The organism is Pseudomonas ulcerans (assembly GCF_036324125.1).
Classification (GTDB): domain Bacteria; phylum Pseudomonadota; class Gammaproteobacteria; order Pseudomonadales; family Pseudomonadaceae; genus Aquipseudomonas; species Aquipseudomonas ulcerans.
Map to the genome: position 1 here is coordinate 56,414 of NZ_JAZDQN010000017.1, position 13,688 is coordinate 70,101.

Sequence of the window (13,688 nt, forward strand, 5' to 3'; positions counted from 1 at the left end):
TGATCCGTTTGCCTCACTCGCTCAACGTCAAGGAAATCCCTGGCGAGACCGAGATGATTCTTGCCTGGACTTCCTTCAGTTCCCTCAGCTTGTCTGCGTTTGCGGCGGTGTCGGTCGGTAGTGAGTCGGAGCCGAAGAACCAGTCGAGGTTCAGAGTGCTGTTGAAACCGTCGCGAGCACGGTTTTTATCGTCGTCTTTATTGCCATCTTCTTCATTGCCGACTTTATCGTCGTACGAACTGGCGAGCATCGACACCTCCAGCCAGAGCTCCCGAGGATTGCCGTCCTTGAACGTCGCCGACTCCACCGTCATAGCCAGCCCCTTGATACCCTTGGTCGCATCGGTACCCCATGGATCTCCCTGCCATTCGGCGGCAATGGCGTCGCGCTGACCAAGGGCGTACACCTGTGACGGTTTCGATACCTTGGCTGCCCCCTGAGCATCGAACTCAAGGCCCACATCGAGCGTGGCCAGCTCTTCACCAGCTATAGGGCGTAGCACCAGGACGTTGCCCGGGCTTGCAGTCGCCGATTCGGGGCGCAGGCGCAAACGCAACTCTGTCAGTTCGGTACGCGTAGCCGAGCTGGCGATCACACGCAGGTGCAGTGACAGCAGCACCTTGTTTTCGGGCTTCGCGGGCACGACACCCGGTGCCACAAGGTCCAGGTAACCGTACTTGTAGTGGTCCGGTATCGCATCGGAGCCATGGCCAAGGATGATCGCCGGGGTTTCGAACTCGATCACCCGAACCCTGCTATTACCGGCGTCAGGCACGCTGCCCTTCGTAACCGTGAGGCTCTTGGCACCGAGCATATGTAACGCAGTGGGGCGCTCCAGCGACCGACCCAGACCGGAACGCATCTCGCTGAACAACAGGGCGAGATGTCGTTGGGTATGGGTCGGGTATGGCTGCGCCGCTTGCGTGGGCCTGAGCCAGAGGGAATCGGCAGGTGCCGTGAGGGTAGCGAACTCCAGCGTTCCTTCGGTTTCTTCGGTTTCTCCGGTTTTTTTCAGGCGAGCCTGCAAGTCTGTCACCGGCCAGGACTTCCCCGTTTCCAGCAGCTTTTCACCAGCGACCATGACCGTGGCGAAGTTGCGGTTGGTGCGCGCCCAGTGCATTGCGGTGGTCTGGCTGACGCCGACGGCGCACGACCACAGGTCTTTCGCCTCCAGCACCAGGTGATCCCAGCCAAAACCTGCAGGCAGGTTCCATTCGATGCTCGCCAGCAGCTTCGGTGCATTACCGGCTCCACGTTCCTCGTCCAGCTTCTCTGGCGGTACCAGGAAGACCGCGAGCACGGCACGCCTGTCGTTCACGGGGGTATGCAGCAAGGCGCACTGCCAGCCGGCAAGCTCCTTGACCAATGGCAGGCTCACCAGCTTCATCCTTTTACCCAGGCTTACCGTCGGATCCAGGACGCGCCAATCCAGGGTCACCTCACATTGCTGCGAGGCGTCGAACTCCAACACCTTGATCAAACCGGCGCCCTGGCCAATGGTGAGCGTGCCTTGCGTTGCTGGAAACTGGATCCAGCAGTTGCCACTGAAGTCCGGGGAACTCTCCTTCTTGATGGTGCTGACCAGCCAGTGCGGATGCAGATAACGACGCAACCCGACGCTGAGGAAGTGCTCCTCCAGATCCAGTGATTTCAGGGGAGAGCCGTCCTCCTTGTCGATCTCCAGGCTCACCGGGTCAAGCACCAGTGCGCTGTTGGGAAACGCCGGTGCCGCCACCGCGTCGGACTCGAAGGTCAGGCCGATCGGCCCCTCCACGGAGAGCAGCACGCCCTGCCCCGTGGCTTGGTCGAAAGGCTCGTAGGCAAGCCGCGGATCGCGGCCGATCTCTTTGCGTATATCCGCCGGGACCACCGATGCCAGGGCGTTTTCCTGGGCCGCGGGCAGTTCGTAACCGATACCGGAACGAATCTCGGCAATCACCCGATCGGCCAGGCCGCCGTAGTCGAACGGCCGCTCCTGCAGGATGGCCATCAGCGGCGGCGTGAGGCCCGCGCCCTCCTCCGGCGACTGGGTCAGGGGAATCAGCGCGCGCAGTTGCGGGCGGGTCAGTTCGATGCGCGAGGCTTCGGCGAGCATGGCTACCCGCAGCCAGGCCTGTTCCAGGGCGTCGGACCATGCCTGGCATTGCCCATCCGTGTCCCGCTCAAAGGCCGGGGTGTAGCGCGAATGCAAGGTGAAGCGGTGACGGAACACAGTGGCCGAGGGTTTTTCCCAATGCGCGGTGTGCAGGGTCGTTACGGCGGGCCAGGGAAGCAGGTTGACCGTCGAGGATTGGCCGTCCCGCTCACGTCCGGCAAAGGCCTGCTGCTCGAAGCGGGCCAGTCGGCCGTCAGCCTTGAGCTTGCGCGACGCACAGCCGGGCGCTATGGGGCTGATGTCATCGTGTGCCTTAGGATTGATCCAGGCATAGATTGGCTTGCCGTCGAAGCGCCAGCGCTGGGTCAGCACGGTGACCGCGCCCAGTTGCCGCCAACGCCATGCCTTGGGATCTTTGGCGGCAGCTTCGAGGGTACCGCCGGCCTTGAGCGTATAGCTGCGTGCGCTGCCGACAGGCTCGTAGCTGACAAGGCCGAGGGCCAGGCTCGTCCATTCTTCGCGGCTGGCCAGCAGTCCGGTCGTGTTGCCGGCTGGCACCGACAAGGGGCCCGGCATGCTTTCGACCAGGACCTTCGCCCCCTCGAACACGACGAGACCGCCCTGTTCACCCACGGCCAGCTCCTTGAGACGTTCGTCGATGACGCGCGACTCGAACCGCCGCGACTCGACTTGTGGCCTGGCACACAGCTGGACGCAGGCTCCGGCGGGAACCTGCAACGTACTGTCCTTGAACGACAGTGACTGGCTGCTGCCGCTCTCGAAACTGCTGATCGTCAGGGTGTGGCGACATTGCCGGTCTAACTGCCCGAGGATTTCCTTGATCTGTCCGTCCTTGACAAGCTTGTCGAAATTTAAAATTCCATTGAGCATCTTGCCGAGCGACGGAATCTTGATCGGGCGGATCGCCTGGGGCTTGAGTTTCTCAAGTTTGCCCAACTGCTCGGGTGCATCCATCAGCCCGTCCATCACCACCACGTCAAGCCGCAGACTGCTCACGGCCGGATCCAGCAGTGCATCCAGCAATTTGCCGAGTTCCAGATCCCGTGAACGGTCGATATTGGCGGCTTCGAGCAGGTACAGGAAGTCTTTGATCTGCGTCTCCCCATTCAAACCCTCGAACACCTCGCCGCGCAGTTTCGGATTGGCGATCCAGCGCACGAAATCGCTGTAGGGAACCCGTGGAAAAGTCACGCGCAGGGTTGCCTCCTTGTGGAAAGGCGGCCGCCATTTGCCCTGGAAGGGCGCGCCGAGCAACAGCAGGTTGTTGTCCTTCGGACCCTGGCCTGCGGTCCGTTGCGTCGACGCGGCGGGGTCGACGAAGCTGACGCTTGCCACTTCTGCTCCGGTCAATTTCACACGCAGCCACAATGAAACGGGGCCAGGCGTTCTTGGGAGCTTGTCCCGCTTGCCCTCGCATTCGACCGTGACCACCTTGCCTTCCAGCCGTATCGACAGGCGTTTGCTCTGCGAAAGCCCCGCGACCAGCACCTGCGTGAAGGTGTGCGAGGCCGCGCCATGCCATACCTCGATCGACAAGGTTCCGCCATCAGGCCCCGAATAACGAAAATCTTCCAGGTGGATGTCCCTGAATGGCTCGTCTTCGCTCAGATACAGCGCGCCGCTGCCATTTACCTGACGGAACAGGTCCAGGGCCAGGCTCCCGTCGCCGTGCAAGCCCAGGCGTGGATAGTCCGCCGACAAAGGTTGCAACCCCGATGGGATCAGGCCCAGGTGCCGCGTGGCGCCCGCGTCGCTGATGGTCGTGCGCCCGATGGCAGTGCGCCGTGAATAGGGCAGTGTCAAGAACGGCGGTTCGTCCCCGGTCGGGATCGGCGCGGGCGACCAGGGTTGCTCGCCCTGCATGCCTGCCGGGAGGGTTCCGCTGCGTCCGACCACATGGGCAAAGACGTCGTACCGTGCGCCATAGGCCAATGTCGGCAGCGGTTCGAAGTCTTTCTTCAGGCTGCCCGGATAGTCCGTCGCGAAAAACGCCTTGCCCACGGGATCGAGACCTGCGTCCGGCAGGCTGTCATCGAAAGCGCTGCTGGCCAGCGGTAATCCGTCATAGTGCAGGAACAGGGAGCGGCGGCCATCATTGATGGTCGTGGGAACCGGCTGCACGGTCAGGACATCGCCCAGTGCCGCCTCTGCTTTAACCGTGGGATGGTGGAAGTCGGCGAGGTTGGCATACGCCCAGGGGCCAGGAATCTGATCGTCGAAGGCATGGCGCAGACCCAGTGCCATACCGGAAAAGGCGGCGGCGAACGCATCCAGATCCTCATCGTCGACCACCGGGTCGAGGGGCAGCGAAATTGCCAGGGGGCTCGGCGCAAGGTCTGGGGTGAAGCGTGCAAAGGTCGGCGCGAACAGGTCGTCCAGCACGGATGCCTGCATCTGCCTGCTGGCCTTGCCCAGGGACTTCAGTGCGCACAGATCCCGCGGCACTTCGTCTGACTGCTTCGCGAAAAATACTTCGTATGACGGCAGGAATGCGCAGCAACGCAGCAGCGACCGGGTAGCCTGCGCAAAGGTTGTCGGCGCGGCGACACCGAGCCGGGCTTTCCAGAACGCAAGTTGCCGGACCGCCTCCTTCAACGGTATCCCCAGCGCTTTCGACTGGTGCAGTGCTATATCGCAGATCAGCTTGCCGACCGACTGGCGCGCGGCGTCGGCACCGTTGAGTCCGGTGTCCAGCAGTGCCTGGAAATCATCCACGCTCTGGTCGTAAGCCTGCAGCACTGACTTCTCGATGACATAAACCACGGTTTGGTCATAGCCCAGCAGCATCGACTGCTTGGCGACACTCAGGGTCTTGATGGAGTTAAGGGTTCTAACGGCTTTGCGGATTTCGAAGGGTCTGACGGCTTGGTGAATCTCGATGCAGATCTGACCGCCCAAGTGCCGCAACAGGCGTACCACGGTCGATTCGAAACCTTTCTCGCTGAGGATCGCATCCTGCAAGGGCGCCAGTTCGGCACTGAGGGTGTCCAGCGAGGTGTTTTCCAATGCCTTCCAGTCTGTCTTCGGATCCACGCTCGCCTGCAGCAGTCGGTACAGCGACGACTGCGGGCTGGCGAACGCCTGGTCCTGCGGTCGGCAGATAGCCAGCAGCAGGTCGAGGTCGGTCTTTGCAGCGGCAGGATTGAGTCTCGACTGGATGACTTGGCGAATGGCGTTACGCAGCACGGACCGAGGGGCATCGGCACCGATACTCTTCTGTTCGAGGCGCTCGATCAAAAGATTGAGCAGCGGTCCGAGCAAGCCACCGTCCCGGGGACTGAACCCGGCGGGGTCGACATGCGGCATCGTCAGTGCCAGCAGCAGGGTATCCAGGCTGGTGGACAGCGTGGCCAAGGCCCGCCAGGCCTCGCGGCGCACCCTTTGCACTGGCAGCGGCTCAGCTTCCCATTGCACTTCGGTAACGGCGAAGAAACCGGTGAACAGCGAGCCGGCCCGCTGTTCCAGCCGGGTCAGTGTCCGATACGCCTCCTGGTCGGCCGCGTCGTCCGCGAACTGGACGAAACCTGACTTGGGATCGATCAGCATGTCGCCAAGCACCGGGCGGTGAGCACGGTTCGAGCGGCAACTGTCGGCTACCGCCGAGGACGGGTAGGAAAACACCACGTCCATCTCATCGACCTGTGCGTTGTCGCTGGCCGGTAGACTGGGATCGCCGACATAGGGTTGGAACACTACGTCGTCGCTACCCGTATCCTCGATTGTCAGGACATAGGCCAGCCCCAGGGATTGCGGTACCGGGGCAACCCAACTGGAGGCGCCAACCAGTACGCTGAAGGCATCAAGCATCGCAGGGTTGTCGAAACCGCTGCCAGTGCTGCTGCGGGGAGCCCTGAAGTCTGATGGGCTGTTCTTCTTCACTCCTTGATGGCCGTCCAGCCAGCCTTCGAAAGCGTCGAGCAACACCGTGCTGGTAGCAGCCGGCGCAACCTGTGGTTTCACCCCAAGAGAACCGTCGAGGCGGACCGTATAGGCGCGGAACTCCAATGCGCCGGTTTTCAACAGCTTGAAGAATTCTTGATAAGCCGACCGGGCGTTATCTCCCTCCTGCAGTTCCTCGACCTTCAAGGCCAGTCGAACCGAGAAGCTTCGCTGCCCGGCGTCCTGGAAGCCTTCCAGTTCTTCCTCGATCATGCAGTAGATGGTCCGTATCATCCTTTATGCCCTCCCCTGTCCATCGATCAGTTTCTTGGCCTTTTCCAGGCTCTCGGCACGCACATCGCTGTTGGTGCTGCTGTTTACTTCCCTGCGCCCCCCCGTCATCCGATAGCGCGCCTGCCCCCCGGCCCTCACGGTAAAGAACCGCGAAATCCGAATGCTGACCCGGAAGCTTCCGGTGGCATCGATATCGCCGTTGTCCTGGTAACTCAGGCGCAGGGTCACCGACAGGTAGGCGCTGGCGATGCGCAGCACGTCGACCACGCCGACGATGACCACCACCATCGACACGGTCAGGCCGCCGCCGGGCCGGCCGATCAGCTTGCGGTAGGTCAGCGCGACGTTGAGCGAGATCGACACCGTCCCCGACACGCCGCAGAAGGAGAACCCCAGCGAGCCCGAGCCACCCGCCGCCGCATCCACCACCACCGCCAGTTCGTTGTTGAACGGCCGGTAGTTCATGTCGACGGTGAGCCAGCCGCTGCCGCCGATGATGAACACCGAGAACAGGAACGGCAGGTCGGCGCGGGCCAGGGCGAAGCTGTTGCTGATCAGGAAGTCGGGATAGGCCAGCAGGCGGAAGGCGTTGCTGATCTGGATGTTCTGCACACCGCTGGTGCCGAACATCATGCCCATGGGCGGCAGCGCGAACAGGTGTTCGACACCGATCGGGATGCCGTTGTCCTTGATGATCTTCAGCCCGCCGATCTCGTCGCCGAAGATCGACTGGAAGGTGTTCTGGATGAACTGGAAGCTGGGGTTGAGACGGATCTTGCGCGGGTCGAAATCGACCTTGAGGCCGCTGTTCCTGTCGAACCGCACCGCCACCTGGCTCAGGGTGACCATGGACGTTCCCGCAACCACTGCATCGAAGTCGGTCAGCAGCGTCGCCGTGCCGGTCTGCGCCACCTCGGCGCTGTCCTTCGACGCTTCCAGGCGCACTACCGCCGTGATCCTCGCGTTCATCAGGTCCAGGGTCACCGGCCCGACGCTGAACAGCGAGCGACGCTCGGGCAGCGGCAGGTCGACATCGACCTGGACCCAGGCCCGCAGGTTCTTCTTGTCGAACTCGTGAGTCACGCGGATGGCGTCCTTGGCTGCGGCTGGCAGCTTGTAGCCGGGCAGCAGCTTGCGCAGGTCGAGGCCGGCGATTTTCTGCAGGGCCTGGCCGATGTCCTGCTTCGTCAGGTCGAGCGGGATCAACCGCTCACCTAACGCATCGATCTGCATGTCCAGGCCCAACGCCTTCAGGTCATCTCCCAGGCGACCGAACCAGGCATTTATAGGTGCCATGTCCACCCGGTCCTCGGCCCAGCCGAAGAAGTACGGCGAGGTCAGGCGCGAGAAGTCCAGGTTCGGCAGGTCCGGCGTGGAACCGAAGGCAGCCATGGCCCGCAGGATGTTGTTGGGGGCTGCCAGCAGGCCGCCTTCGCCGAGGCGGCCGACGGCGTCGACCACGCGCTCGCCGTAGCCTTCGACCAGGTTGCGGGTGGTGGCGAGGTCGTTGCACAGGCCGCGGACCTCGTGGTCGAACGCGTCCAGTTGGCCGAGCAGGTCCTGGTACTGTTCGTCTGTTTTCAGCAAGTCGTCGATTTTGCCGAACAATCCGGCCTGGTAATCGTGCAGACAATCGTAGAGCGGCCCCAGTGTATCGGTAACCGCCCGGGTCAGTTGGTCGCGCAACCCGCCGAGCCCGCTGGAGACGGCCTGACAGGCTTTCTGCACTTCGGCATTGAGCCCCCCCAGCAGCATTGCGGCGCTATCCAGACCGCGGATCACTTCATCGGTACAGGCATTGACCAGGTCGATGGCCGCCTTGAGGCGCGTCTGCACTTCCTGCGTCGTGTCGAACGCCGCCGGCCCGGCCCGGTCGATGACCAGCACCACTGCCGGCAACCCCAGCAATCCTTTGACCAGTTGCGCGACCAACGCGTTGCTGCCCAGTGCTTCCTCCGCGCTTTTCACCTTATCCAGCGTTTCCCCGACAACTCTGTCGAGTTCCACTTTCAACGGCTGGGTGTGCTCTACAAGCCATTGCTCCGTGTCGTCGAGCACCGTCCGGGCTTGTTCGAACAGATAATCGGCCCATTCCTCCGTACGCGAGAACGTTGCCAGCAAGTGTTCGACCTCGGCCGGAATGCTGATGGACAGCGTGGCCCTTGCCGATTCGAATGCCTGGAACAGGTCAGCCTCGATATCGGTAACTGCCGTTTTCAGATCGGTGCTCAGGTCCTCGGACGCCTTGACCAAGCTGTTACGCGCCTCGATCAATTGGCCGGCACATTTATTGGCTGCCTGCGAAAGCAGGCCGTCCGACTCGCCCGGCGTCCTTAAAGACTGGCGTGCCTTGATCAGGTTCTGGCCAATGGCAGTCAATGCGCCGCGTATCGGTTTGAGCGCTTCGTCGCGCTCGGGCGTCGACCCGATCGCCTTCAGCGCGGCCTCGACCTTGGCCACATAGTCAGCCACGGTACGTTCGTCAGGCAATACGCTCGCCACACTCGCCAGGAACCGCGCCAAGGGTTGTTGCAGTGCCCTCCCGGCAAGCGCCTCATCGACGCCACGGATGGCGGCCACGCCGATACGCTGGGCGAAGTCGTCAAGCTCCACGGACAGACGCTGCCGGGCATTGCCGACCTCCACCTGCAGCGCATCGCTGGTACGGGCCAAGGCTTGCCCGATCTGTTGCTCCAGGTCTTTTGCACGGCTCTCCGACCAGGGCTTTGCCTGATCGATGGCCTTCTTGAAGGTATCCAGTTCGGCACGTGCCCGGTCAAGACCGTCATGCCCAGAAGCAATCGCCCCGTCGACGGTCAGCCGGGTGACTTCGATACCCCGCCGAAGCTTGCCCAGTTCCGCCGTGGCTGATTCGAACAGCGGCAACAGCAACGTGTTCAACTTCGCGGTCAGGTAGGACTCGAACTCGCTACGAAGGGCGAACTCTTTGGGTATCGCCTTGGACAGGATCTGGATCTGTTCCTGCCGCCACGCCTCCAGCTCCTGCACCATGGCCATGCGCCTGGCCGTGATTGCGCTGGCGAGATTGTTCTGCAAGGCAGCACATGAAGGAGGCACCCATTTATCCAGATCCTTGACAGGGGTTTCGAAGGACTTGAAGGCCTTGCTGCATTTGTCCGCCAGCTCTTGCAAGTGCTCCTGGATACCGCTCTTGGCGATGACATCCTGTTTTGCCGCATCACCCAACGCAACAAGCCGCGCCTTCAGGGCGTCCAGTGCCGCTGGATCGGAAGGCCTGGTCGCAGGCAACTCGCTGACATCCGCCAGGCAACTCGACAAGGGCTGCAAAGGTCCGGCAACCACCTTGCCCTTGCTCAGGACGCCATCGAACAACGCCCCAGGCAATTTGCTCAGGGCCTCGGGCAACTCGTTCACCAGCTTCCACGCCGAACTGTCCATGTCCGGCTGTTTTTCCTGCCGGCCCGCGCGCATGAAGGTCAGCGTCTCCAGCCCCACGTACACCGGCTTGTCGGCCCGCCCGGCATTGACCCGTGTGCGTTGCGCCGCCGGCGCCAGACGCCAGGTGAACCTGGCGAAGCCTGGAGGCACCGTGGCAGTCGTCGCCGAGTCTTTCGTATGTCTGGGCGGTGGCAGGTCGGTGTAGTCGATACCCCGCCGTACGCCCCAGGCATTGGTGTCGTCGGTCTGCTCCAGGCTGGTATCGGCGAAGAAGTACAGGTTGTCGGGATCGAGGCATCCCTGGGCCACCAGCGGGTCGTCGCCGTCGCCCTCGGCAGAGGTGACGAAGGCAACGTCCGGCATCCCGTAGACCTGCGGCCGCTGCCGGGCGGCATGGCGGTTCCACAGGGGAATGCTCCAGCCCACGGTGCCGATGTCCTCCGCCCAGAAGCTGTCTACCGGGATGATCCGCTTGTTGAAGCGCAAGGCACGCAGGAAGCAACTGGTATGCACCGGCGCCGTGGGCATGTCCGGGTAGTGCCGTTCCGGTTCGAGGATCTCGATGTATTCGCTGACCTTGCGCAGCACCGGGCGGCGGGTCCGGGTGCCCAGGCCGCCCTCCGGGGTGAACTGGGCCGACGGATTGACCGTGCGCTCGTACACCACCACATGCTTGGCGCGGTGCCAGAACGCTCCGATGCGGCCCAGTACCTCGACCTTCTGGCGCTGGACGAAGCCGCCACGGGTCTCGCTGATGATCGATACCCGGTTGTTGTTGAGTTTCACCGTCTGGTCGGCATCGCCACCCAGCGGCGACAAGGCGATGTTCTCGATCGAACCGCCGCTGGCCCGCGGCTGGGCCAGAACCAGGCGCAGCACGTTGGCCGACTCGATCGGCCACAAGGCGCCTCCGGACAGGCCCGCCGGGTGCAGGCGCGGGGACAGGTCGGGCACCTCCTGGGTTGGCAGTCCTGGCTTCTTGCTCTCTTCGAAAGGTACTTCCAGCGCCGCCACCGCTGGCCGGTGCAGCGCCGTGGAGCGCAAGGCGAAACGCGCACCATCACTGAAACGCACCGGGGCGAACTGCATCCGCTGCGAGGGATCGTCGGCCCACAGTTCGAGGCGCTGCGGACGGGTCTGCATGACCTGGTACAGCTTGTTCCAGCGCTCTTCCTTGTGGCCCTCGTCCGGCGGCACGGGACGCCCGGTCAGCGCCTCGATTTCGGCGACGCGGGTACGGCGGGCGGTGCCCTGCTCCAGTCGCGGGGTGACGCCAAAGGCCAGGCCGTACAGGAACTCGCCACTGAGCGAGTCCAGCGCGCAGCCCAGGCCCAGCTCGCCACGCTGGCTGAACAGGTCGCCGGCGGCCCATTCCGGCAGCACGTAGTTGCGCTCGACGTCGGACGGCTGGACCCACAGGTGGGCGGCGGGTGTCAGGCGGAACTCGACAGCCCTGCGGTAGGGCGGGTTGGTCTTCGGATCCCAGCGCTGATCGATCGGGCGAACGAATCCGTCGGTCTGGTACTCTTTCTCGACCTCGGCGTCCTGCAATTCGAGCCGTCGCGGCTTGTCCATGCTTTCGCCAATCACCTGCGGTGGCAGCACATAGTGATAGAGCCCGCTGGTTTGCTTGAACTTCCAGCCACGGTCGTCACTGTCGTAGCTGGCGATGATTGCATTGGACTCACTGCCGAGCATGTCCAGCGGGGTGGAATAGAAACGCTGGAAGGTGAAGGGTTGCTCGCCGATCAGCAGGCTCTTCTGGGTATCCGCGCTGCTCTGGACGTCTTCCAGCAGCGTGGCCAGCAAGCGCCATTGACGATCACCGCGGACCTCCTCGGTGCACTTGAGCCAGTACTGGCCGGTGCCCACTGTCGTCTGCGGCTCCTGGTACAGCAAGGGCTGCGCGCGCCCCGTGCGGTCGCCGCGCAGGACGTCCACCGCCACGGGGGCTACGCGGGTCACAGCCAGATCCAGCCCCACCTTGATACCAAGCACCGCAGAGGTGCCGAGGACGCCTGGGTCAGCCCGCAGGCGCAGATGAATCCGTGCCGAATTGACGAAAACTGGGTTGCCGTGCATCAGCTCCAGGCCGCCCAGTTGGGCGCTGACGGGTAGCTTGCCGGCAGGTTTGTCGGTCTGGACCAGGCCCAGGCGTATGCCCTGGAGTACCTCCTGCGGACCTTCTGCCTGGTGGACCAGATAGCATCCCGCAGGCGTCGGCTGCCGATGCAGCGAGGGCCAGCTGACCTGCAAGGGGATGCGCGCCTGCTTCGCGGCCTGCACGCGGTCATTGAAGATGCTCGTATCCTCAGGATTCGCCAGCATCGCCGACCAGGTCCACGCCTCGCTGTCGAGCGCCAGCCTGCCGGCGGAGAGCGATCCCTTGCGCCGGCCCGCGAACAGCCCGAAATGTAGTGCCGCACTGCCCGTCGGAGGTGCACCTGAGAAGCTGGGCAGAATCGACTGGGGCTGGTCCGGCGCCAGTTGGTGCAGCGCGAAGCGTGCACTGTCCATGGAGGCAACGGCTGCCCGGAGCAGTGCCAGCAGGTCGGCACCCTTCCCGTTCGGGTCGAAGCTGGCGCCAGACTGCGCGAGTTTGTTGCCGGTGTAGGTGGTGATGCCGCCAATGGTGACCTGCAGCGAGCTGGCGTGCTGATCGCTCCAGACGTCGCTGACCGCTCCGCTCAACACCACGGTGATATGCAACTGTTCGGCAAACGTGAGCCAGATGCCGTCCATGCCGGCGGCGCGCAACTGGATACTCTTGTCTGCTACCACGCGAATGTCCGACGAGTCGGCAGAGCCCGATGAAACGGGGGTGGCATTCAGGGCGAAGCGCTGCTCGATACGAAAGCCGGGACCATCCTTCTCGGCGGAGGCACCGAAGGTGATGCTGGGCGCCGGCAACAGGATGTTCACCCGGTCGAGCAGAACCTCGAATGAATCCGGCTTGGCTGTGTGCGTGCGGAAACCTAACGTGGGTAGCAGATCCCCCAGAATCGACTCGCGCGTGGCCCAGTAACCTGGCATATCGAGCTTCACGAACCTGCCCGTGTTATCGCTCCAGGGGTACCGGGCGAAGCCGAAACGGCCGACGGCCTTCATCGAAGGTGCCTGCAGCTTGCTGAAATCGATATTGCCGGTCGAGCGGTCCTGTCGACCGAACACCATGTTGTCCAGGGACAGGGGTTGTGCAGCCGCGGGGAACTGAGCGGTGGCGCGCCGTGCGGGATACAACGCCGAGAATGCGACAAACGCCCGCTTTGCCCTGAACTGCTCTGCATCCAGCGACGCCAGCAACGGCAGTGCCAGATCGAAGCGCAGCAGCGCGTCCTGGTCCTGCCCCACCAGGACCCGGCTGGTGTATTGCTCTTCCCCGGCTTTCGGGAAATGCTCGCGAACTACAGGGATCCTCAAGTCCAGCGCTTGCTGGAAGCTTCCGTTACTGTCCTTGCTCACCGCGTACTGCTCGAACACCTGCACGCCTTCGAACGCCAGCACCACGCCTCGCTTGTCGAAGCGCCAGGTGAGGATCGTGTTGGCGGCCCCCGAAAGCTTCTGCTCGGCGTCTTCCTGCTTGTCTGGCACGGTGGGGATCCCGGCCAGCGGGTCGCTGAACGCCAGTTGCGGATTCCATTCTTTGCTGGGCACCCAGCGCGCGCACCCCACCATTTCCTTCTTCGCTGCGTCGAGCAGGTAATGGATCTCGACCACACCTTCCACGGTCTGCCCGGTCCTGGCCGACTTCAGCGGCGGCCATGCAAATTTACCGAAACAACGAAACGCCAGAAATCGGTCAGCCATCGTCCACCTCCCTGTGAGATCGGAAGTTGCAATTCATCGCCTTATTGGATGCGCCAACCGACTGCAAGAGCAGACGCTGCATTAATAGCAATATGCTAGTCGTCGTTTTCCTTTGTGCTACTCGGGCAAACTGTTTTTTTCTGGCTACCGTTGCTGAAGTACAACTTGAAAG

2 protein-coding genes are annotated in these 13,688 nt (G+C 63.1%); both read right to left on the reverse strand.

The features are described from left to right. Positions 1-13: 13 nt before the first annotated feature. Positions 14-6,268: a hypothetical protein gene (locus V0R59_RS16765; RefSeq protein ID WP_330074027.1), complete on the reverse strand. Its 6,255-nt coding sequence runs from the start codon at positions 6,266-6,268 to the stop codon at positions 14-16. A gap of 24 nt (positions 6,269-6,292) precedes the next feature. Continuing rightward, the gene (locus V0R59_RS16770; protein ID WP_330074028.1) at positions 6,293-13,516 is read right to left on the reverse strand and encodes a coiled-coil domain-containing protein; all 7,224 of its coding nucleotides are present in this window, start codon (positions 13,514-13,516) and stop codon (positions 6,293-6,295) included. Positions 13,517-13,688 lie beyond the last annotated feature (172 nt).